The sequence below is a fragment of the Mycolicibacter algericus DSM 45454 genome (assembly GCF_002086455.1).
GTDB classification, from domain to species: domain Bacteria; phylum Actinomycetota; class Actinomycetes; order Mycobacteriales; family Mycobacteriaceae; genus Mycobacterium; species Mycobacterium algericum.
Genome location: NZ_MVHC01000044.1, coordinates 1 through 21,617, shown reverse-complemented (window position 1 = coordinate 21,617; position 21,617 = coordinate 1). Strand labels below are relative to the sequence as shown.

23 protein-coding genes and 2 pseudogenes are annotated in these 21,617 nt (G+C 68.5%); 6 read left to right on the top strand and 19 right to left on the bottom strand.

Annotation, left to right across the window (positions count from 1 at the left end; genetic code table 11):
• Positions 1 to 75 precede the first annotated feature (75 nt).
• From BST10_RS21015 to BST10_RS21000, 4 genes and pseudogenes are all read right to left on the bottom strand, one after another.
• Positions 76 to 615 (bottom strand): annotated as a pseudogene (locus BST10_RS21015) (AMP-binding protein); the annotation flags it as partial.
• Positions 612 to 1,061, bottom strand: coding sequence for a hypothetical protein (locus tag BST10_RS21010; RefSeq protein WP_083040484.1), 450 nt, complete (start codon positions 1,059 to 1,061; stop codon positions 612 to 614). The gene BST10_RS21010 and the pseudogene BST10_RS21015, both read right to left, overlap by 4 nt.
• Positions 1,062 to 1,100: 39 nt before the next feature.
• Positions 1,101 to 1,259: pseudogene (locus BST10_RS21005) on the bottom strand (VOC family protein); the annotation flags it as partial.
• Between the two features lie 100 nt (positions 1,260 to 1,359).
• Complete coding sequence (locus BST10_RS21000; protein ID WP_083040482.1) at positions 1,360 to 1,569, bottom strand: hypothetical protein; 210 nt, start codon at positions 1,567 to 1,569, stop codon at positions 1,360 to 1,362.
• A 121-nt stretch (positions 1,570 to 1,690) separates the two neighbouring features.
• Here BST10_RS21000 and BST10_RS20995 point away from each other — a divergent pair, with 121 nt between their 5' ends.
• Positions 1,691 to 1,999 carry a CDGP domain-containing protein gene (locus BST10_RS20995; RefSeq protein WP_013829453.1) on the top strand — a complete coding sequence of 103 codons (309 nt, stop codon included), beginning with the start codon at positions 1,691 to 1,693 and terminating at the stop codon, positions 1,997 to 1,999.
• 6 nt (positions 2,000 to 2,005) lie between these two features.
• On the opposite strand, the gene BST10_RS20990 is transcribed toward BST10_RS20995, so the two are convergent.
• The 7 genes from BST10_RS20990 to BST10_RS20960 form a co-directional block, all read right to left on the bottom strand.
• A complete protein-coding gene (locus BST10_RS20990; RefSeq protein WP_083040480.1) occupies positions 2,006 to 2,461 on the bottom strand; it encodes a flavodoxin family protein in 456 nt (151 codons plus the stop codon).
• Positions 2,458 to 2,874, bottom strand: a complete 417-nt coding sequence (locus BST10_RS20985; RefSeq protein ID WP_275987122.1) for a hypothetical protein — start codon at positions 2,872 to 2,874, stop codon at positions 2,458 to 2,460. The genes BST10_RS20990 and BST10_RS20985 overlap by 4 nt, the downstream gene beginning before the upstream one ends.
• Before the next feature lie 50 nt (positions 2,875 to 2,924).
• Positions 2,925 to 3,662: a 4-hydroxy-tetrahydrodipicolinate reductase gene (dapB, locus tag BST10_RS20980; protein ID WP_083040478.1), complete on the bottom strand. Its 738-nt coding sequence runs from the start codon at positions 3,660 to 3,662 to the stop codon at positions 2,925 to 2,927.
• Between the two features lie 26 nt (positions 3,663 to 3,688).
• Positions 3,689 to 4,705, bottom strand: a complete 1,017-nt coding sequence (locus BST10_RS20975) for an alpha/beta hydrolase (protein ID WP_083040476.1) — start codon at positions 4,703 to 4,705, stop codon at positions 3,689 to 3,691.
• Positions 4,706 to 4,782: 77 nt separating this feature from the next.
• Positions 4,783 to 5,868: a PDR/VanB family oxidoreductase gene (locus BST10_RS20970; protein ID WP_083040474.1), complete on the bottom strand. Its 1,086-nt coding sequence runs from the start codon at positions 5,866 to 5,868 to the stop codon at positions 4,783 to 4,785.
• 1 nt (position 5,869) lies between these two features.
• Positions 5,870 to 6,805: an alpha/beta fold hydrolase gene (locus BST10_RS20965; RefSeq protein WP_371869124.1), complete on the bottom strand. Its 936-nt coding sequence runs from the start codon at positions 6,803 to 6,805 to the stop codon at positions 5,870 to 5,872.
• Between the two features lie 30 nt (positions 6,806 to 6,835).
• Positions 6,836 to 7,747, bottom strand: a complete 912-nt coding sequence (locus BST10_RS20960; protein WP_083040472.1) for a metal-dependent hydrolase — start codon at positions 7,745 to 7,747, stop codon at positions 6,836 to 6,838.
• A gap of 366 nt (positions 7,748 to 8,113) precedes the next feature.
• Here BST10_RS20960 and BST10_RS20955 point away from each other — a divergent pair, with 366 nt between their 5' ends.
• The gene (locus BST10_RS20955) at positions 8,114 to 8,413 is read left to right on the top strand and encodes a PE family protein (RefSeq protein ID WP_013829461.1); all 300 of its coding nucleotides are present in this window, start codon (positions 8,114 to 8,116) and stop codon (positions 8,411 to 8,413) included.
• Between the two features lie 16 nt (positions 8,414 to 8,429).
• A complete protein-coding gene (locus tag BST10_RS20950) occupies positions 8,430 to 9,590 on the top strand; it encodes a PPE family protein (protein WP_013829462.1) in 1,161 nt (386 codons plus the stop codon).
• A 5-nt stretch (positions 9,591 to 9,595) separates the two neighbouring features.
• Here the strand turns inward: BST10_RS20950 and BST10_RS20945 are convergent, their stop codons facing one another.
• The 5 genes from BST10_RS20945 to BST10_RS20925 all read right to left on the bottom strand — a co-directional run bounded on the left by BST10_RS20945 (position 9,596) and on the right by BST10_RS20925 (position 15,879).
• A complete protein-coding gene (locus BST10_RS20945) occupies positions 9,596 to 10,621 on the bottom strand; it encodes a nitronate monooxygenase (RefSeq protein WP_083040470.1) in 1,026 nt (341 codons plus the stop codon).
• A 15-nt stretch (positions 10,622 to 10,636) separates the two neighbouring features.
• Complete coding sequence (locus tag BST10_RS20940; RefSeq protein ID WP_013829464.1) at positions 10,637 to 11,950, bottom strand: M16 family metallopeptidase; 1,314 nt, start codon at positions 11,948 to 11,950, stop codon at positions 10,637 to 10,639.
• Positions 11,928 to 14,201: a polyribonucleotide nucleotidyltransferase gene (locus BST10_RS20935; RefSeq protein ID WP_083040468.1), complete on the bottom strand. Its 2,274-nt coding sequence runs from the start codon at positions 14,199 to 14,201 to the stop codon at positions 11,928 to 11,930. The genes BST10_RS20940 and BST10_RS20935 overlap by 23 nt, the downstream gene beginning before the upstream one ends.
• 294 nt (positions 14,202 to 14,495) lie before the next feature.
• On the bottom strand, positions 14,496 to 14,765 hold the full coding sequence (gene rpsO / locus BST10_RS20930; RefSeq protein ID WP_013829467.1) for a 30S ribosomal protein S15: 270 nt from the start codon (positions 14,763 to 14,765) through the stop codon (positions 14,496 to 14,498).
• 130 nt (positions 14,766 to 14,895) lie between these two features.
• Complete coding sequence (locus BST10_RS20925) at positions 14,896 to 15,879, bottom strand: bifunctional riboflavin kinase/FAD synthetase (RefSeq protein ID WP_041318200.1); 984 nt, start codon at positions 15,877 to 15,879, stop codon at positions 14,896 to 14,898.
• 24 nt (positions 15,880 to 15,903) lie between these two features.
• Here BST10_RS20925 and mntR point away from each other — a divergent pair, with 24 nt between their 5' ends.
• Complete coding sequence (gene mntR / locus BST10_RS20920) at positions 15,904 to 16,596, top strand: manganese-binding transcriptional regulator MntR (RefSeq protein WP_083040465.1); 693 nt, start codon at positions 15,904 to 15,906, stop codon at positions 16,594 to 16,596.
• A gap of 64 nt (positions 16,597 to 16,660) precedes the next feature.
• On the opposite strand, the gene truB is transcribed toward mntR, so the two are convergent.
• From truB to BST10_RS20905, 3 genes are read right to left on the bottom strand one after another with little or no spacing between them, the layout of a single operon-like run.
• Positions 16,661 to 17,545, bottom strand: a complete 885-nt coding sequence (gene truB, locus BST10_RS20915; protein ID WP_083040463.1) for a tRNA pseudouridine(55) synthase TruB — start codon at positions 17,543 to 17,545, stop codon at positions 16,661 to 16,663.
• On the bottom strand, positions 17,542 to 18,195 hold the full coding sequence (gene pptT, locus BST10_RS20910) for a 4'-phosphopantetheinyl transferase PptT (protein ID WP_083040461.1): 654 nt from the start codon (positions 18,193 to 18,195) through the stop codon (positions 17,542 to 17,544). Before pptT ends, truB begins: the two co-directional genes overlap by 4 nt.
• On the bottom strand, positions 18,192 to 19,163 hold the full coding sequence (locus BST10_RS20905) for a metallophosphoesterase family protein (RefSeq protein ID WP_205277475.1): 972 nt from the start codon (positions 19,161 to 19,163) through the stop codon (positions 18,192 to 18,194). The genes pptT and BST10_RS20905 overlap by 4 nt, the downstream gene beginning before the upstream one ends.
• 127 nt (positions 19,164 to 19,290) lie before the next feature.
• On the opposite strand from BST10_RS20905, the gene BST10_RS20900 reads away from it, so the two are divergent.
• Positions 19,291 to 19,869 (top strand): DUF3558 domain-containing protein, encoded by a 579-nt coding sequence (locus BST10_RS20900; RefSeq protein WP_083040457.1) that lies wholly within the window; start codon positions 19,291 to 19,293, stop codon positions 19,867 to 19,869.
• Between the two features lie 8 nt (positions 19,870 to 19,877).
• Positions 19,878 to 21,488, top strand: a complete 1,611-nt coding sequence (locus tag BST10_RS20895; protein WP_109559604.1) for a CocE/NonD family hydrolase — start codon at positions 19,878 to 19,880, stop codon at positions 21,486 to 21,488.
• The last annotated feature ends 129 nt before the right edge of the window (positions 21,489 to 21,617 follow it).

Below are 21,617 nucleotides of genomic sequence, written 5' to 3'. Positions count from 1 at the left end.
CGTCTGGACCAAAACCGCCGACCAAATCCTGGAATCCATCGCCAACTACTGCCGACGAATTAATGACTCAGGACACTCGTGTGTGGTCGGCACCCCCTTGGGACGCCCGGTGGTGCCCGAGGTGTAGAACAGCGCCGCGATGTCGCCCGCCTCGACACCGTCCACCACGTACGGTTTGCCGTCGGGCAGCGCGGTGCCCGGCGCCAGGTCCACCCGGACCCCGGCGTCGCTGAGCACGAAGTCGACCTCCGGTGCGGCCGAACGGGTGTTGACTGCCACCGGGATGCCACCGGCCAGCAGGGTTCCCCAGAACGCCAGCACCCAGTTCAGCCCCGCCGGATAACGCAGCCCCACCCGGTCGCCGCGTACCAGCCCGTCAGCGCGCAGCCCGCCGGCAACCCGCGCCGCGCGCTGCCACACCTGCCGGTAGGTCAACGCGCCGGCTCCCAGTTCGACGACGGCCTCGGTGTCCGGCCGGCGCTGGGCCTGCTCGGCCAGCACGTCGAGCAGAGTGGTGGGCAGCTGCTGGTAGTGCGCGACGCCGTTGCGGTCGCGGATCACCCCGGTCGCCGGAAAGGGGTTGCGCCGCCGCGAAATCTCGACGATGCCGGTCATGACCGGCGCCGTCGTGCGCTCGCCAGGGCTCGCATCGTGCCGCGCAGCGCGTAGACCGCCGTCATGACGCACGCCAGGATCAGCACGACGAACAACGGCAACCAATTGCCGCGCTCATGGTCGATGTGCCACCAGACATAGGTGAACAGCACCGAGCACACAAACAGCACCACGTCGCGCCAGTTGCCCTGATAAGAGATCGCCGCGGCCCGCAGCGCCCGGCTCCGATCGAACGCGGCGACCAGGTCGTCGATGCGCTCGTCGATGGTGCGTTGCAGGTCGGCCCGCCGTTCGGCCTGTTCGGCCGGAATGCGGTCGAGCAGGTCGAGATCCTGTTTGATGAGGTTGCGCGGGTCCGGGCCCCGCAGCTGCCCGGCCGCCGCGGTCAGCAAGGCGCCACCGAAGACCGGTGCCGCGCCCAGCGTCATGCTCAACAGAGAGGGCATCGTCGTGGCGGTCCTTTCACGCTGTCTCCCCGCGTCACCCTACGACGTCTGGCCCAGTTGCACGGTGCCGTCCGGGCCGATTCGCCAGGCCGGGTTATGGGCGATCTCCCAGATCAGTCCGTTGGGGTCTTGCACGTGGGCGTGGAACACCCCGCCGAACTGGCCGGGCCGCGGGGTTTTGAGGACTGTTCCGCCGGCGCACCCGTGCCCGGGACCGGCTGGGCTGCATCCAGGCCGAACGCGCCCGCAACCTCGGCCAACTCGATAAACCGCCGCCCTAGCGACGGCCGGAGATGCCTCAGCTCTTGAAGGGCAGCACCTTGTCGAGCTCGTCGAGTTGCTTGCGCAGGTCGTGGATCAGCGCGGTGCCCCTCGCCGTCTGCGCCACGGCATGAATGCCGCTGTGGTGCTTGGCCAGTTCCGCGATGTCCTCGTAGGCGGTGCGCACTGACTCCAGGGTGCGCGCCAGCAGGTCCGTAGTGGACGCGGTGTCGTTTGGTTGAGTCACGGCATCGCAGCTTATCCTCCGACCCTGAAAACTGCGTGCAAACCGCGACCACAAACCGGGCAAACTCCGGCGCCATCCGGGCTAATCTCTCCGCAGCACGCCGGGCGGGAAGGAGACGGCCGTGACGCGATACCTCACCGGGGTTCTGGCCGCCATGATGGTAGCCACCGGCATGATGGCCGGGTTGGGGATCGGCTCGGCGCCGCACGCCCATGCCGGTTGTCAAGACAACCCACTGCTGTTCTTCTCCACCGCCCAGAAGTGCGATGGACCGATTCAGCCCGACGGCAGTTGGCAACGGTGCGTGATCTACTACTACGAACCGCCGAAATCACCGCCGTCGCAGCAAGACTGCCACCAGATGGGGCCGCTGGGCCGGCAGTATCCGTTCCATTCGTTCTACCAACCGGAGACCCACATCGGCCCGTAGCGGTGCTCAGTCCATCAACATCGCGGCCACTGTCGCGCCGAGCTCCCAGCACGCTTCCAGTTCGTCCTTGCCGGGCTTGCCGGAGACGACGACGTAGTCGGCGGCTTTGAGCCATCCCAGGCCCGTCGTGATGGAGTCGACGGCGCGTTCGGCTCCCTCGGTGCCTTCGTTGCCGTGCAGATAGAGACCGAAGGGCCGGCCGCGGGTGGAATCCAGAATCGGGTAGTAACACACGTCGAACGCGTGCTTGAGAGCGCCGCTGAGATAACCCAGGTTGGCCGGGCTGCCCAGCAGGTAGCCGTCGGCGGAGAGCATGTCGGTCGGCGACACCGACAGCGCCGCCCGCCGCACCACCTCCACGCCTTCGATCTCCGGATCGCTCGCACCCGACACGACGGCCTCGAACATCGCCTGACAGTAGGGCGAAGGTGTGTGGTGGACCACCAGCAGCGTCTTGCTCATCGGCTCTCCTGCAATCGGACCGCCGTCTTCATCGCCTCCCGCGCCCGGCGACGGTCCCCGGCGAACTCGTAGGCCCGGGCCAGCCGGTACCAGCGCCGCCAGTCGTCGGGCTCGGCATCGAGTTCGTCGCGAACCGTCCGGAACAGCGCATCGGCCGCGTCACGTTCGATGCGGCCGGACGGGCGTCGCGGCAGCGCGCCGGCGTCGAGTTCCATCCCGTCGGCGGCGATCAGCCGCGCCAACCGCTGGTGGGCGAATCCGTCGCGCAACGTGGCGATCATTGCCCACAGGCCGATGAACGGCATGATCAGCAGCGCCAGCCCCATCCCGATCGCCGGCGCCGAGCCGGAAGCGATGAGCAGCACCGCGGTCCGGCCCAGAAACACCAGATACATCAGCAACGCCAGGCACATGAAGGCGATGAGCGCCTTCGTTCGCGCGGCCGCCGACACCTTGACCACGGCTAGTTCAGGTCGAGGAGGGGTTCGATGCCGATCGTCAGCCCGGGAAAGCCGGCGACGCGGCGCACCGCCAACAGCACCCCGGGAACGAACGACGTCCGGTCGATGCTGTCGTGCCGGATCGTCAGCGTCTCCCCCATGGTGCCGAACAGCACTTCCTGATGGGCGACCAGCCCGGCCAGCCGTACCGAATGCACCGGGACGCCGTCCACGTCGGCGCCGCGGGCTCCCGGGATGCCGGTGCTGGTGGCATCGGGGTTGGCCGGTAGGCCTTTTCGGGCTTCGGCGATCAACGCCGCGGTTCGGGTCGCGGTACCCGACGGTGCGTCGGCCTTGTGTGGATGGTGCAGCTCGATGACCTCAACCGATTCGAAGAACTTGGCGGCCTGGACCGCGAAATGCATCGACAGCACCGCACCGATGGCGAAGTTGGGTGCGATCAGCACCGCCGCACCGGGTTTGGCCTCCAGCCAGGACCGCACCTGCGCGAGCCGCTCCGCGGTGAATCCCGTGGTGCCGACTACGGCGTGGATGCCGTTGTCGATCAAGAACTTCAGATTGTCCATCACGACGTCGGGGTGGGTGAAGTCGATCACGACCTCGGTGTCACCGTCGGTCAGCAGGCTCAGCGAGTCGCCGGCGTCGACCTCGGCGGACAGGGTCAGATCATCGGCGTCACGCACCGCCGCAACCATGGTGGCGCCGACTTTGCCCCTGGCGCCCAGCACTGCTACCCGCATGGCTGCCACCCTAGCGGCAGTGGGCCTCAGGACACCTCCCGGCGGGTCTCGCCGGGCCGGTCGGCCTCCGCGAGACGTTCGGCCACGAAGCGGCACATCAGGTCGAACGCCGCCCGGCTGTCCGGCAGGAACGGGAACAGCGCCGGGAATGCGTGCAGTTGCCGCGCCCACAGCTCCAGTCGGCTGGACCGGCCCAGTTGCTGCAGCGCGGTATGCAGCCGTTCGGCGTCGCAGCGCAGGATCTCCGACTCGGCCGCGATCAGCAGGGCCGGTGGCATCGTGTCGAGCCGGCCGTTGATCGGCGACAGTTCGTGGCGCAGCTTCGCCGAGGGGCACACCAGGTCGATGAGGTCGGGCAGCACCGCCGGTATCCCGAATGCGTCGGCGCTCTGGTTCGTGTGGGTATCGCGCGCCACGCCGTCCAACTCCAGCAGCGCCGAGATCCCGATCACCCCGGCCGGCGCGGGCAAGCCACGCTGTTGACCGGTCAGCGCCGTCGCGAACGCCAAAAATCCCCCGGCGGAGTCCCCGGCGAGCACCGTCTTGGCCGGGTCGGCGCCCTGGCTCAGCAGCCAGCGGTAGGCGCCGACGCAGTCGTCGACCGAACCGTCGACGGTGACCTGCGGGAATTGCCGATAGTCGGCGTGTACGACCGGCAACCGGGTGCGGCGAGCGAGTTTGGCCACCACATGCAGATGGGTGTCCAGACCGCCGGTGATGAAGCCACCACCATGGAAGTACAGGATCGCGCCGCCGGTGAACGCCTGGCCCAGCGGCCGGGAGCGCTCGACTCGGCGGACGACCTCGACGGGGACGTCTGCGCCGGCGCCGCGGGTGAAGCCGACACCGAAGAACGGCCGCACCCGTTGCAGTTTGGCGATGGTGTTGATCCGTCGGCCCATTTTCGTCATCCGGCCGGCCACCGTCCCGCTGCCGGCGTGCAACACCAGTCGCCGCACCAGGCGCGGCGTGACGGCGTTCGCGACCGCGAAAATGAGCTTGGCGGGCAGACTTGCGGAATGGATCGGACCGGCTCCGGACATCCGGGCAGTCTAGGGGCTGATCGGCGACGAGCGCCGCGGTTTGACCCGAACCGCCTGCGTATTAGGGCCGCCGACGCTCAAGCGTCGATCACGATCCGGCCGCCGCGGGCCCTCGATACGCAGACCAGCATCTCGTCGGCCTCCTCGGAGGTGCGGCCGCGCCGGTCGACGTCACCGGAGACCACCTTTACCTTGCAGGTTCCGCAGAACCCCTGCCGGCACGAGCATGGCGTCGTCGGGTCAGCGTCGAGCATCAGGTCCAGTGCCGAGCGGTCCGCGGGGATCAGCAGCAGCCGGCCAGACCGGGCCAACTCCAGCTCGAAGGGCACCCCGTCGACCACCGGCGGCGGGCTGAACCGCTCGTAGTGCAGCGGCGCTGGAACAGCCGCGCCATGCTCGTCTCGGGCGACCCGCACCGCTTCGAGCATCGCGGTCGGGCCACACACATACACCGCGGTCCGCGGACCGGCGCCGGCGAGCAGTTCCGCGGTGCTGGCGAACCGGCCGCGCTCGTCATCGGCCCACACCGTGACCCGCTCCGGGTCTACCGCCAGCACCTCGTCGAGCAACGGCATGTCGGCCCGACTGCGGCCGGCATACACTGCGCGCCAGTCGATTCGACGCTGGGCGGCCTCGCGCAGCATCGGCAGCATCGGAGTCACCCCGATCCCGCCGATGACGAACAGCACGTCGCTCTCGTCGGTGCCGAGATAGAACGCATTGCGGGGGCCCTCGAAAACCAGCGTGTCGCCCACCGCGTAGGCCTCGTGCATCTCCACCGACCCGCCGCCGCCGTCGTCGAGTCGGCGCACCGCTATGCGGTACTCGGTGCGCCGGCCCGGCACCCCGCACAGCGAGTACTGCCGGCGACGGCCCGACGGCAACTGCACGTCGATGTGACCGCCCGGGGTCCAGGACGGCAGCAGCCCGCCGTCGGGTTGGGCAAGCGTCAGCGCCACCACGTCCGGGGTCAGCATCTCGCGCTTGGTGACGACGGCCTCGATCGTCCGCGAGACGGGCACCACCCGCGACGGCTTCCAGCGCGACAGCCCGGACACCCCGCTGAAGATCGTCACCGCTCCCCAGAGCATGTTGAAGAACCGGTCGTGCTTACGCCGGCCGTACAGGTCAGCGGGGCGGGATCGCCAGATCTCCTGCGCCATCTCAGCTTTGCCGCATGTCGCTGTCGGGGGTGTCCGCGCTGCCCGTCATGTTCTGCTCCACCCATTCGTCGGTGAGCCGGGCGACGATCTCGGGGCGGTCGGTCACCACCCAGTGCCCGCCGTCGATGTCGAGCACCCGGTGTCGGGGCGGGATCGCGCCGGTGAATCGCTGCACGGCCGGGCTGACGAAGAGGTCCAGGCGTGGCGCGAGCACCTGTACGGCGACGTCGGTGGTGGGCAGCGGGGTGGCCGGTTTGAACAGCGGCCTGGGCATGTTCGCCCGGTAGAGATTGAGTCCGTTGAGGTAGTCGTTCTGGCCCCGCAGCGTTTCCCACGGGCTGGCACCGGAGCGGCCGATGCGCTCCAGCGTCGCGATGAGTTTGCCGCCGAAACCGGACCGGAAGATCGCCTCCGGCAACCGGGGGGTCAAAAACAGCCAGATGTAAGCCGACTCCAACACCTGCCGGGCGACGGCGAGAAGCGTCCGGGGGTTGCGGGGCGATCGCAGGAACTTGCCCGCGTAATCCAGGTGCGGCCCCGAAATCGAGGTGTAGGAAGCAACTTTGGACCCGACGACGGGATCCGTCACTGCCGCCCAGCCCTGGATCGAACCCCAGTCGTGGCCCAGCAGATGGACGTCGTCGACCCCGAGATGCGCGATGACCGCACCGACGTCGGCGATCAGCTGGGGAAGCCGATAGCCCGACCGGTCCGCCGGCGGCGATGACGCCCCCGCACCGCGCACGTCGTAGGCGACAACGTTGTATTTGCCCGGGTGGTTCTCCAGCAGCTTGTGCGCCACCCCGTCCCAGACGTGGTGGTTGTCCGGATAGCCGTGGATGGCCAGGATGGTGGGGCGCCGCGGGTCGACGTCGGTGTAGGCGTGCACCGCCAGGGCCACCCCGTCGGTTGCCGTCACGGTGGTCTGAGAGTTCATCGACTGCAGTCCTTTCCGGCTAGACACCGGTCAGTGCGTGGCGCGAGCGGCGGGTGACACCGCCAGGTAGTTGACCGCCTTCTCCACCCCGCCGAGCTGCGCCGGATGGAAGCCCGGCCGATAGTAGGAGGCGATGGCGGGCATGAACTCGAACGGAGCGGGAACCAGCCCGCGGCGCGCCACCACAAACCAGTCCCGCCAGCGCGGTTTGACTCCCGCCGGCAATTCCGGGTCCACCTTGTACATGAACCGCAGCCCGCGCACCCACAGCCACAGCATCAGCGGCGTGACGATCAGCTGGGTGCGGACCTGCCGGAGGTATCCGGCGCGCAGGTGCTTCATCACATCGAAGGCGACGGCCTTGTGCTCGACCTCTTCGGCGCCGTGCCAGCGAAGCATGTCCAGCATCGCCGGGTGCGCCCCGGACTCATCCAGCGCCGGGCTGTCGAGGACCCACTCGCCCAGAATCGCCGTGTAATGCTCGACGGCGGCGATCAGCGACACGCGTTCCAGCAGCCAGCGCTGCTGGCGGCGCTTGCTCCAGTGCGGGCGGTCACCGAGCAACTTGTCGAACAGCCACTTGATCTGGGCGGTGAACGGGGCCATGTCGACGCCGCGGGCGGCGAGATGGTCGACAACACCGGCGTGCGCCTGGGAATGGGTGGCCTCCTGCCCGATGAATCCCTGGACGTCGAGGCGCAGTTGGTCGTCTTTGATCAGCGGCAGGGCCTGCTTGAACACCTCGACGAAGAACTCCTCGCCGGCGGGCAACAACAGGTGCAGCACATTGCAGAAGTGGGTGGCGAACGGCTCGCCGGGCACATAGTGCACCGGCAGGTCCGACCAGTCGAATGCGACGTCGCGGGCCTGTAGCACGATGCGCTCGTGGTCCTGCGCCCCAGTACCGTGCGGGCCTGCGGCTCGGTCATCAACCGAAAGCATGGCAACTCCTTCACCGACGCGTTTACAAAACCATATTCGATGTCATTGTCCTCGACAAGATCCCCGCAAACGTCTAAGAGGTTGCCGGTTCTCGTTGGCTCGTTGCTTGGGTCCGATCATAGCGGTACCGCCGGTACCGGTCAGCGCGTAGAACGCCGCGGAGGTGTCCGGCGCGTTACTCGAGACCCGGGATATTGACAGCTCTGTAAATATCTCGCGGCGAACGTTAAGAGGTTGTTAACCCGCTTGGAGTTCAGCCACACCGTCAGGAAACGTGTCGGATGTTGCCAGGAAACGTTGAGGCACAACCTGTCCAGCTCCGAGCCGGTCGTTTGCCTTGTCTGCCATTGTTTTAAGGAGAGCCCCTTGTCGTTCCTCACCGCAGATCCCGAAGCGTTGCGGGCCGCCGCCGACTGCTTGTCGAGCACCGGGGGCGCACTCGCCTCCCAGAACACCGCAGCGCAAGTTCCCACGACCGGCGTGCTGCCCCCGGCCGCCGACGAGATCTCGGCGATGCTGGCTGCACGCTTCACCACCCAGGCACAGCACTATCAACAGGTCAGTGCTCAAGCCGCCGCCATTCACGAGATGTTCGTGGCGACCCTCAATGGCAGCGCGAGCACCTATGCCGCCGCTGAAGCCGCCAACGCGGTCGCGGCCGGGTAGAGCAGGAGGCGCACCAATGGATTTCGCAGCGCTACCGCCGGAGGTCAACTCCGGACGGATGTACGCCGGCCCCGGTTCAGGGTCGCTGGTGGCTGCCTCGGCGGCCTGGACCGAGCTGGCCGCCGAACTGCACACCGCTGCCGCGAGCTACCGGGCAGTGGTGACCGAGCTGACCAGCGGCGCATGGCTGGGTGTGTCGTCGACGAAGATGGCGGCGGCGGCCGCACCGTATGCCACCTGGCTCACTGCCACCGCCGAGCAGGCGGAACTGACCGGCGCCCAGGCGATGGCCGCGGCCACGGCCCATTCGAGTGCGTTCGCCATGACCGTTCCCCCGCCGGCGATCGCCGCCAACCGAGCGCAGTTGGCCACACTGGTCGCGACGAACTTCTTCGGTCAGAACGCCCCGGCCATCGCCGCCACCGAGGCCCTCTACGGCGAGATGTGGGCGCAAGACGCGGCCGCGATGTACGGCTATGCCGCGGCCGCGGAGGTCGCATCGGAGATGGTCCCGTTCACCGCGCCGCCGCAGACCGCAAACCCGTCCGGCGTGGCAACGCAGGGCACCGCGGCCGCCCAGGCGTTGGGGCAGGGTGCTGCGCAGGCCACCGTCAACCAGGCGATGCAGGCGATGCCTGGCGCAGCGCAGTCGGTATTTCCTCCTGTCATCGGTGACCTGTTGTCCGATCTCGGGCTGTTGGGTGCCGCTCCGGTTTCGACCTTCATGCTCGCCGCTATCATCGGCGCATTCATACCGGAGTACATCCTTGGCGCTGCCGGGCTCCCGGCACCGTTCGGCTTGGAGGCGTTGTCGGCCACCTCCTTTGCGGCGGGTCTGCCATTGGGCCTGATACCGGTAGAGGGCGCCACCGCCACCCTGTCATCGGCGCCGCTGTCGGCGGGGCTCGGCAATGCGGCCTCGGTCAGCGGTTTGTCGGTTCCCAAGGCTTGGGCTACAGCCGCCCCGGAAATGCGGCTGGCCGCAGCCGAGTTCTCGACCGCGAACGTCGTCGCTGGCGAACGCGCCGGCGGGATGTTCAGCGGCATGCCGCTATTCGGTGGCGCACCGCTGATGGCGATGGACGGGCGCGGCGGCGCCGGGTCCCGAAACCACAAGGCATCCGAGGAGGACGCCAAACGCAAGGCCGTCAAGGGAAGACGGTCGACCATGTGGTGACCAGGTCAGCCCGACGCCAACCCGGCCACGATGTCGGCTGCCGGACCCGAACGGGCGGCGCGATATGCGGTCCCGGCCCACAGGCTGGTGCCGTGCGGGTCGTCCATCGCCACCGCCGCCGCCCGGATGGGAGTGGTCATGTGGTTGATCTCGGGGTATCCCACCGGCGCCACGTTGTCGAAGGCCCGAGTGAAGTCGTTCTCCAGGCTCCGCGCGTAACGCCCGGAGAACGCACACGTCACCGTGGTGTTGCCGAACTCCGGGTTCGTCAGCGCCGCACGATGCGTGGGGTTGGTGCCCGCCTCATCGGCCAGCAACAGTGCGGTGCCGATTTGAGCGGCGACCGCCCCGCGGCCCAACACCCCGGCCACAGCGGCAGCGGTGCCCAGACCGCCGGCCGCCACCAGCGGGACATCGCTGTGGGCATGGCCGATCTCGGCCAGTAGATCCTCCAGGCTGTCATTGCCCGGCTGCATGTCGGGCGCGAACGTGCCGCGGTGGCCACCGGCATCGGGGCCCTGCACCACGAGCACCTCGGCGCCGTGTGCCACCGCGATGCCGGCCTCGTAGGCCGACGTCACCGTGACCATGGTCAGGATGCGCAACGCACGCAGTCTCTCCAGCTGGTCGGGCGAAGGCGTCCCGAACGTGAACGACACCGCGGTGGGCCGCAGGTCGGCGATCACCTCGAGCTTCTCCGGCCAGCAGTCGTCGTCGCCGAAGCGGGGCCGGCCCAGCTCGACACCGTAGTGTTCGGCCAGTGGGTCCAACAGATCGGCGTAGTCGTCGAGCAGCACCACGTCGGCGCCGCTGGGTTGGGGCACAAAGAGATTGGCGCCGATCGGTCCGGTGGTGGCGTCGCGTGCGGCGGTGATCTCGTCGGCCAACTGTTGCGGAGTGCGGTACCCGCCGGCGACGAATCCCAGGCCACCGGCCGCAGACACCGCCGCGGCCAGCGCCGGCGTGCTGGGACCGCCGGCCATGGGAGCACCGACCAACGGGATCGCGAGTTCGGAGAAGCTGAACACCATCCCTCTAGCCTGCCATTAACCGGCCAGCGCCCGCAGTCGCCGCGGCAACAAGCTTTTCGACCGGTACGGACCGAGAACCGCGACACCGTAGGGCCGGTGCAACAGTCGCTTCGCCACCGCGTTGACCTCCTCGACGGTGACCGCGGACAGTTCCCGCAGCGTGCGGGAGATGGGCCGGTGCCGGCCGTAGTTCAGTTCGGTACGGCCCAACCGGTTCATCCGCGAACCCGAGTCCTCCAGACCGAGCACCAGCCCGCCGCGCAGCGATCCCTTCGCGATCCGGCATTCCTCGGCGGTGATCCCGTCGCGAGCAACCGAGTCGAGCACCTCGGCGGTCACGGCCGCCACCTCGGCGAACCGCTCCGGCTGGCAGGCGGTGTAGACCGACAGCGCACCCGCGTCGGCGAAGGTGTCCACCGACGAGTAAATCGAGTACGCCAGCCCCCGGGACTCCCGAACCTCTTGGAACAGCCGGGAACTGAGGCCCCCACCGAGAGCAGTGTTCAACACGGCCAGCGCTTGGCGGTGCTGCCAGTAGCGCCCCGGGACCCGCACACCCAGCGACATGTGGGTCTGATCGGCGTCGCGATTGATCAAGGTCAACCCGGGGGCACCGGGCACCCGGGCGGTGCCACGTCGCGGTTCGGCGGGCCGCTGGCCACGAATCAGCCGGTGCCCGAAGTGTTCTCGCACCAGTGCCACCACCGTGTCGTGGTCGATATTGCCCGCCACCGCCACCACCATCCGCTCGGGTGTGTAGCGGCGCTGGTGAAACGAGCGCAGCTGTTTGGCCGTCATCATCGACACCGACTCGACATTGCCGATCACCGGCCGTCCGATCGGGTGGTCGCCGAACAGCGTCGACAAGAACACATCACCGAGCGCGTCCTCGGGATCGTCGTCGCGCATCGCGAGTTCCTCGAGCACCACGTCGCGCTCGAGGTCGACGTCGGCGGCCGCACAGGATCCGTTGAGCACCACGTCGCTCACCAGCGCGACGGCCATCTCCAGGTCGGTGTCGAGCACGTGGGCGTAGTAGCAGGTTTGCTCCTTGCCGGTGAAGGCATTGAGCTCTCCGCCGACGGCATCCATCGCCTGGGCTATACCGGCCGCGGTGCGCGACGGGGTGGCCTTGAACAGCAAGTGTTCCAGGAAGTGGGCCGCCCCGGCCACCGTGGCGCCCTCATCGCGCGACCCCACACCGACCCAGACGCCCACCGATGCCGAACGGACCGCCGGGAGGTACTCGGTGACCACCCGCAGCCCGCCCGGCAGGGTGGTGCGTCGCAGTGTGGCGCGCGCGATGTCAGCTCTCGGTTGCCGCGGCATCGACAGGCTGAGCGGACCCCTGGCCTGAGTCGGCCGACTCAGCCGAATCTTCCACGGGCACCAGCGAGATCTTGCCGCGGTTGTCGATGTCGGCGATCTCCACCCGCAGCTTGTCGCCGACCTTGACGACATCCTCGACCTTGGCGACCCGCTTGCCCTTGCCGAGCTTGGAGATGTGCACCAGCCCATCGCGGCCCGGCAGCAGCGACACGAACGCGCCGAAGTCGGTGGTCTTGACCACGGTGCCCAGGAACCGCTCGCCGATCTTCGGCAGCTGCGGGTTGGCGATCGCGTTGATCTTGTCGATCGCGGCCTGCGCCGACGGACCGTCGGTGGCGCCGACGAACACGGTGCCGTCGTCCTCGATGGAGATCTGGGCGCCGGTCTCCTCGGTGATCGAGTTGATCATCTTGCCCTTGGGCCCGATCACCTCGCCGATCTTGTCCACCGGAACCTTGATGGTGGTGACCCGCGGCGCGTAGGGGCTCATCTCGTCGGGGGCGTCGATGGCCTCGGCCATCACCTCCAGGATGGTCAGCCGGGCATCTTTGGCTTGCGCCAGCGCACCCGCCAGCACCTGGGACGGAATCCCGTCGAGCTTGGTGTCGAGCTGCAGTGCGGTGACGAAGTCCTTGGTGCCGGCCACCTTGAAGTCCATGTCGCCGAACGCGTCCTCGGCGCCCAGGATGTCGGTGAGCGCGACGAAGCGACGCTCGGTCTTCCCATCGACCTCGACATCATCGGAAACCAGGCCCATCGCGATACCGGCGACCGGAGCCTTCAGCGGCACCCCGGCGTTGAGCAGCGCCAGCGTGGAGGCGCACACCGAGCCCATCGAGGTGGATCCGTTGGAGCTCAAGGCTTCCGACACCTGTCGGATGGCGTAGGGGAACTCCTCGACGCTGGGCAGCACCGGAACCAGCGCCCGCTCCGCCAGCGCGCCGTGGCCGATCTCGCGGCGCTTGGGCGAGCCGACCCGGCCGGTCTCACCGGTGGAGTACGGCGGGAAGTTGTAGTGGTGCATGTACCGCTTGGAGGTCTCCGGCCCCAGCGAGTCGATCTGCTGCGCCATCTTCATCATGTCCAGCGTGGTCACGCCCATGATCTGGGTCTCGCCCCGCTCGAACAGCGCGCTGCCGTGCGCCCGCGGGATCACCGCGACCTCGGCCGACAGCGCCCGGATGTCGGTGATGCCACGGCCGTCGATGCGGAAGTGGTCGGTCAGAATCCGCTGCCGAACCAGCTTCTTGGTCAGGCTGCGGTAGGCCGCGCTGATCTCCTTCTCGCGGCCCTCGTAGGTTTCGGCGAGCCGCGCGACCACCTCGGCCTTGATCTCCTCGGTGCGCTCGTCACGCTCGGCCTTGCCGGCGATGGTCAACGCCTTGGCCAGCTCGTCGGTGGCAACCGACGCCACCGAGTAGTAGACGTCGTCACCGTACGGCGGGAACAGCGGGTACTCGGCGGTCGGGCGGGCGGCAGCATCGGCCAGCTCCTGCTGGGCCTTGCACAGCGCCGCGATGAACGGCTTGGCCGCCTCCAGGCCCTCGGCCACGACGGCCTCGGTGGGCGCCTGCGCGCCGGCTTCGATGAGCTCGATGACGTTGTCGGTGGCCTCCGCCTCGACCATCATGATCGCGACGTCCGTGCCCCCGCCGGTGGCCTCGACGGCACGCCCGGCCAGCACCATGTCGAAGGTCGCGCGCTCCAGCTGCTCGACGGTGGGGAACGCCACCCAGCTGCCGTCGATGAGCGCCACCCGTGCCGCGCCGACCGGGCCGGAGAACGGCAGGCCGGCAAGCTGGGTGGAGGCCGACGCGGCGTTGATCGCCACCACGTCGTAGAGGTCCTTGGGGTCCAGGCTCAGTACGGTCACCACGACCTGGACCTCGTTGCGCAGGCCCTCGACGAACGAGGGGCGCAGCGGGCGGTCGGTGAGCCGGCAGGTCAGGATGGCGTCGGTGGACGGCCGGCCCTCGCGGCGGAAGAACGACCCCGGGATCCGCCCGGCGGCATACATCCGCTCCTCGACGTCGACGGTGAGCGGGAAGAAGTCGAAGTGGTCTTTGGGAGCCTTGCTGGCGGTGGTCGCCGACAACAGCATGGTCTCGTCGTCGAGGTAGGCGACGACGCTCCCGGCGGCCTGCTGGGCCAGCCGGCCGGTCTCGAAGCGAATGGTGCGGGTGCCGAAGCTCCCGTTGTCGAGGGTGGCGGTGGACTCGAAAACGCCTTCTTCAACTTCAATTGCAGACATGGACGCCCGTGCGGCCTTCCTGGTTCGTTCAGTTGTTTCGCGACGCCAGACATGGACCAGCGAAGAACCTGGATGCGGCTACGGTCGTCGATCGAAGCGGCCGGATCCTGCACGAACGTTCAGACCCGGCTGCCACTACCGAAGACCGCCCGACTCAGGTCTGGCTGATCGCGGGAACGTGTCCCGTCGTGACGTGCCGGAGCGACGCGCGCGGACTGCGCGGGCCACACCGATGCCCGGGCGGAACCCGGAACGGTCTCACTCTACACGGCGGCGTTGTGGCCGCCCCGAAGGTCAGCGACGCAGACCGAGGCGCTCGATGAGCGAGCGGTAACGGGCCACATCGACCTGGGCCAGGTACTTGAGCAGACGACGACGCCGGCCGACCAGCAGCAGCAGCCCACGACGGGAGTGGTGGTCGTGCTTGTGGGTCTTGAGGTGCTCGGTGAGATCGGTGATCCGCTTGGTCAGCAACGCGACCTGCGCCTCCGGCGATCCGGTGTCGGTCTCGTGCAGGCCGTAGCTGCCCAGGATCTCTTTTTTCTGCTCGGCGGTCAGCGCCACGAAAACATCTCCATCAATAGCGTCCCGCGAATGAAATGACGGCGGCCACCGCGGACTGCAGCTCGCCGACCCGGGAGTCTAGCAGCGGCGCGGCGGCTGAGCCCAATCCGCGTTCGGGCCAGGCGACCGGTCAGTCACCGGTGAGCAGGTCGCGGGTCTTCTCGACGTCGGTGTTCATCACCGCCACCAGATCCGCCACGGCGTCGAACTTCTCCTGCCCGCGGATCCGGCTGACGAAGTCGACGGCCACCCGCTGTCCGTACAGGTCGGCGGTTTGGTCGAGCACGAATGCCTCAACGGTGCGCGCCCGCCCGGAAAAGGTCGGATTGGTGCCCACCGACACCGCGGCCCGGCAACGCTGACCGGCGACGACGGTGCCCGGCACCGGGCCGTGTCCCAGCACGGTGAACCACGCGGCATACACCCCGTCGGCGGGAATGGCCGCATATGCCGAGGGCGCCACGTTGGCCGTCGGGAAGCCCAGGTCGCGTCCGCGGCCGTCGCCGCGCACCACCAGTCCCTCGACGCGGTGCGGCCGCCCGAGAGCCTCGGCCGCCGCAACGACGTCGCCGGCGTCCACGCATGACCGGATATAGGTCGAGGAGAAGGTGACCGGCTGCGTCACGTCCGAGTCGGCGCGCTCGGCCACCAGCGACACCGATTGCACACCGAACCCGAACTGTTCGCCGGCGCGGCGCAGCGTCTCGACGTTGCCCGCCGCCTTGCGGCCGAAGGTGAAGTTCTCCCCGACCACCACCTCCACCACGTGCAGGTGCTCGACCAGCAGTTCGTGGATGTAGCGGTCCGGGGTGAGCTTCATGAAGTCGGTGGTGAACGGAATGACCAGGAACACGTCCACGCCGGCCTGCTCGACCAGCTCGGCGCGGCGCGCCAAGGTGGTGAGCTGAGCCGGGTGGTTACCCGGGTAGACAACCTCCATCGGATGCGGATCGAAGGTCATCAACACTGTCGGCACCCCGCGGGCCTTGCCGGCCTTCACCGCGTGCGCGATCAGTTCGGCATGGCCACGGTGCACACCGTCGAACACTCCGATGGTGAGCACGCACCTGCCCCAGTCTGTGGGGATCTCGTCCTGCCCCCGCCACCGTTGCACAACCGCAAGCCTAAACTGTGTGCCGTGAGCCCTTGGGAGCAGTCGGACGGGCTGACTACCGTCGCCCAGGACTACCTGAAGGTCATCTGGACCGCGCAGGAATGGTCACCCGACAAGGTCAGCACCAAGATGCTGGCGGAGAAGATCGGTGTCTCGGCGAGCACCGCCTCGGAATCGATCCGCAAACTCGCCGACGCCGGCCTGGTGGACCATGAGAAGTACGGCGCGGTGACGCTGACCGATGAGGGCCGCCGCGCCGCGCTCGGCATGGTGCGGCGCCATCGCCTGATCGAGACCTTCCTGGTGTGCGAACTCGGCTACAGCTGGGACGAGGTCCACGACGAGGCCGAGGTGCTCGAGCATGCGGTCTCCGACGAGCTGATAGCGCGCATCGACGCCAAGCTGGGGTTCCCGCAGCGGGATCCGCACGGTGACCCCATCCCGGCCGCCGACGGCCAGGTGCCCACTCCCCCGGCGCGCCAGCTGTGGGAGTGCGCCGACGGCGACTCGGCGACGGTGGCCCGGATCTCCGATGCCGACCCGGAGATGCTGCGGTACTTCGACGGGGTGGGCATCAGCCTCGACGCCCGGGTCCGGGTGCTGACTCGCCGGGAGTTCGCCGGCATCATCTCGATAACCCTCGAGTCCCCCGGCGGCGGCGAGCAGTCCGCGATCGACCTGGGAAGTCCTGCTGCGCAGGCGATCTGGGTGGTCTAACCAGCCGGGAAGCCCGGGCGCGAGCACAGCTGGGCGGGTTCCTGCGCGACGTCGTCGGGGCGGCTTAAAGTGTCGCCGGCCGGATGACGACCACGGACTTCGTCTTGGACCCGGAATCTTCCAGCAGCGCGATCACCCGGCCGTCGGGCGCGGCTGCCGCGTAGACGCCGTCGATACCGGCGGGTGTCAGCGGCCGGCCGTGGCTGGCGTCGAGGGCTTCGTCGCCGGACAGGGCGCGGCGTGGAAAAGTCTGCAGGCAGGCCTCATCCAGGCTGTAGCTCAGCCGCGGGTTCTCCCCCAGCTCCTCGAGGGTGCGGGCCTGGTCGAGACCGAAGCTGCCCGCGCGGATGCGGCGCAGCGCCGTCAGGTGCCCACCCACCCCCAGTTCGTCACCCAGGTCGCGCGCCAGCGCGCGGATGTAGGTGCCCGCCGAACAGTCCACCTCGACGTCCAGGTCGATGAGGTCACCCGCTCGCCTGACACCGGTCGCCTCGAAGCGGTCGACCCGCACCGGCCGGGCGGGCAGCTCCACCGCACGCCCCTCGCGGGCCAGCTGGTAAGACCGCTTGCCCGCGACTTTGATCGCGCTGACCGTCGAGGGAACCTGGGCGATGTCGCCACGCAGCCCCGAGATCGCCTCGGCGATCTGTGAATCGGTGATGTGGGCGGCTGAAACCGTCTGCAGCACATCACCTTCGGCGTCCTCGGTAGATGTGGTCTGGCCCAGCCGGATGGTGGCGGCATAGGACTTCGCCGACGTGGTCAACAACCCCAGGATCTTGGTGGCGCGGTCGATGCCGATCACCAGCACCCCGGTTGCCATCGGGTCCAGGGTGCCGGCGTGACCGACCTTGCGGGTACCGAAGAATCTGCGGCACCGGGACACCACGTCGTGGCTGGTGATTCCGGCCGGCTTGTCGACGATCACCAGGCCCGGCTGGGCGTTCACAGCACGATCGCGGTCAGCACCAGCCCGCCGGTGACCGACCACCGCCCGCGCAGCTCGGTCAGCGGCGGACCGGACAGCGCCGCCGGGTCGATGAGGATGCGGGAGACGAAGCCGCCCTCGGAATCGAACGTGATCTGGGCATCCTCGAAACCCAGCCACCGCCTGGTCAGCGGAAACCACGCCTTGTAAGTCGCTTCCTTGGCACAGAACAGGATCCGGTCCCAGTGCAGTTCGCGTGGCAGGGCGGCCAGTTCGGCGCGTTCGGCGGGCAGACTGACCGCGTCCAGTACGCCGTCGGGCAGCACGTCGTGCGGTTCGGCATCGATGCCCACCGACCGCACCTCGGCACCGCGACCCACCACCGCACCGCGGAAGCCCGCACAGTGCGTGAGGCTGCCCACGACACCGTCGGGCCAGCACGGTTCGCCCTTCTCCCCCTTGAGGATCGGCACCGGCGGCTGGCCGATCTCCTCGAGCGCCAGCCGGGCGCAGTAGCGGGCGGTGACGAACTCGTTGCGGCGCTTGGCAACCGAACGAGCCACCAGTGGTTCCTCCTCGGGCAGCGGCGCCAGCCCGGGCGGGTCGTCGTAGCGTTCGGCCCAGGCCAGCGACGGTGCGGGATCGAGCACCGTGTCCAGCAGCCTGCTCATCGCGACTGCCGCTGCCGGAGCCGTTCGGCGAACTTCGCGCCGGCCTCGCGCATCTCGTCGGTGATGGTGAAGTGGCCGCCGAACTCGTTGAGGTAACCGGGCGGATACTGCGGGTCGGGTAACACCTGACGCAACCAGCGGTGCGGCCGGCGTCGCCGCCACTCCCGCGGGTAGCCCACCGAAACCTCTTCGAAGCGCACCCCGTCGTAATAGGTGGTGCGCGGAATGTGCAGGTGACCGTAGACCGAGCAGGTCGCGTTGTAGCGGGTGTGCCAGTCGGCGGTCTCGACGGTGCCGCACCACAACGAGAATTCCGGGTAGAACAGCGCGTCACAGGGCTGCCGAACCATCGGGAAATGGTTGACCAGCACGGTCGGTGTCATCCAGTCGAGATCTTCGAGGCGTTTGCGGGTAGCGGCGACCCGGTCACGGCACCACGCCTCCCGGGTGCCGTACGGCTCGGGTGACAGCAGGAACTCGTCGGTGGCCACCACGTTGTTCTCCCGCGCGATCGCCAGCCCTTCGGCTTTGCCGCTCGCCCCGGCCGGCAAGAAGGTGTAGTCGTACAGCAGAAACATCGGCACGATGGTGGCCGGGCCCCCCTCCTCGGTCCAGACCGGGAAGGGGTGTTCGGGGGTGATGACACCCATCTGATCGCACATATCGACCAGGTAGTCGTAGCGCGAGCGCCCGAACACCTGCATCGGATCCTTGGTGGTGGTCCACAGTTCGTGATTGCCGGGCACCCAGATCACCTTGGCGAACCGTTTCCGCAGCAGATCCAGCGACCAGCGGATTTCGTCGGTGCGTTCTGCGACGTCGCCGGCGACGATCAGCCAGTCGTCACCGGTGGCCGGATGCAGCGACTCGGTGACGGGCTTGTTGCCCAGGTGGCCGGTATGCAGATCGGAGATCGCCCACAGGGTCGGACCGTGCGAGGCCCTCGGCGAGTGGGTAGTCACGGAGATCCAGCCTAGTCGGCGCCGTCCGCGGGCCCGCGCAGGCCGAATTGGAACGTGTTCTCGCTTTCCCCGCGGCGACCGCTACCCCAACTTGTACACTCCCGGCAGAAGTCCGGCAGAAGCGAGGAGTGGCATGCTCACCAAACTGCGTCTGATCATCGCGTTCAGCGCCTTGGTGATGGCGGGCGTCATGGTCTGGCAACAGAGCCCGCCCAGCGGCGTCGCGGCCGGGATCGGCCGGGTGCAGCTGCGCTCTACCGCCGCGCCGCTGGCTCCGCCCCCCACCTCGCCGGTCAACCTGACCAACCCGCGTCCCTTCGACGCCTGCGAGGACATCCCCTACGACGTCATCGCCCAGCTCGGGCTCGCCTTCACCCCACCGAAGCCGGTGGAGGGTGTGCGTTGCGAGTTCGACGCCGGCAACTACCAGATGGCCGTCGAGACGTTCGTGTGGCGCAGCTACGACGAGACCATCCCGCGCGACGCGGTCGAGATGGACATCAACGGCCATCGTGCGGCGCAGTACTGGGTTATGAAGCCCACCGAGTGGAACAACCGGTGGTGGTTCTCGTGCATGGTGGCGTTCAAAACCAGCTACGGGGTGATTCAGCAGTCGCTGTACTACTCGCCGGTGTACTCCAACCCCGACGTGGACTGCCCCTCGGAAAACCTGATGCGCGCCCAGCAGTTGGCGCCACACTACAAATACTGAACCTCGGCGTGAACCGCAGCCCACGCTTCACCGACGCCATCCTTTCTCGGGCACTGCGGCGGGTGCCCCCGCCCACCACCGGCTACACCGTGCGCCGCGAGCACATCCCGATGCGCGACGGCGTCACCCTGGTGGCCGCGCACTACCAGCCGACCGGTGAGGTGGCGGGGACCCTGCTGGTCCGCTGCCCCTACGGGAGAGGGTTCCCGTTCTCGGTGGTCTTCGGGCGGATGTACGCCGCGCGCGGCTACCGGGTCATCCTGCAGAGTGTGCGCGGCACGTTCGGGTCGGGCGGGGTGTTCGAGCCGATGGTCAACGAGGCCGCCGACGGCGCCGACACCGTGGCCTGGTTGCGGACGAGGCCGTGGTTCACCGGCTCCTTCGGCACCATCGGGCTCTCGTATCTGGGTTTCACCCAGTGGGCGCTGCTAGCCGACCCACCACCGGAACTGGCCGCCGCCGTCATCACCGTCGGGCCGCACGACCTGTACCAGTCGACCTGGGGCGCCGGCTCTTTCGCGCTCAACGATTTTCTGGGCTGGAGCCACCTGATGGCCCATCAGGAGGATCGCCCGCGGATTCGTGCCGGAGTTCATCAGCTGACCGCCCAGCGCAGGGTGAAGCGCGCCGCGGCCGCATTGCCGCTGGGAGCAGCGGGCCGGGCGCTGCTGGGCACCGGCTCACCCTGGTACGAATCGTGGGTCGAGCACCCCGAGGCCGACGACCCGTTCTGGGACGCGCTGCGCCACCCGGAGGCGCTGCAGCACTCCCGGGTTCCGGTGCTGCTGTTCGGTGGCTGGCAGGACCTGTTCCTGGAGCAGACACTGGCGCAGTACCGCGCGTTGCGCGACCGCGACGTGGACGTGGCGATGACTATCGGCCCCTGGACGCACACCCAGATGCTGACCGCCGGCCTGAGTCGGGTCACCGCGGAGTCGTTGCAGTGGCTGGACACCCATCTGCGCGGCTCGACCACGGCCCCGCGGTCGAGCCGGGTCCGGATCTTCCGGGCCGGCCGGGGCTGGTGTGACCAGCCGGATTGGGCGCCGGGGAATGCCACACAACCTTGGTATCTGCAGCCCGGCGGCACGCTCGCGGCGACCGCACCCGACCAGGCCGCTTCGGCGGTCTCATTCCGGTTCGACCCCACCGACCCGCCGCCCACGATCGGGGGCCGGCTGTTGTCGGCTGCCGGCGGATACCGCGATGACAGGCGGCTGGTCCGTCGCCGCGACCTGCTCAGCTTCACCGGCACAGCGTTGACCGACGACCTGGACGTGTGCGGCGTCCCGGTGCTGGAGTTGGACCACAGCTCGGACATCGCTGACGTCGACCTGTTCGTCCGGATCAGCGAGGTCGACGGCCGCGGCCGCTCGGTGAATGTCACCGACGGCTACCGGCGGCTGCGGCAGCACACCGGAAGAGTTCGCGTCGAAATGGACGCCATCGCACACCGTTTCGCCGCAGGCTCGCGGATCCGGGTACTGATCGGCGGCGGCAGCCATCCCCGGTACGCAGCCAACCTGGGTACCGGGGAGGCGCCGGTCAGCGGCACCCGGGTGCAGCCGACGGTGCACACGGTGCGATTCGGTGCATCACGGTTGCTGCTGCCCACCTGAGTTCTTGCAAATGGCTTAGTGGTTCGGCCCGTGAATCGCCCTGGGTCTGGTGGGTCTGGTGGAGGCTCGGGCTATTGGATTTCGACCAGGGTTTGGTCGATCCGTTGCCCAGCGTAGAAGGCGTCCTCG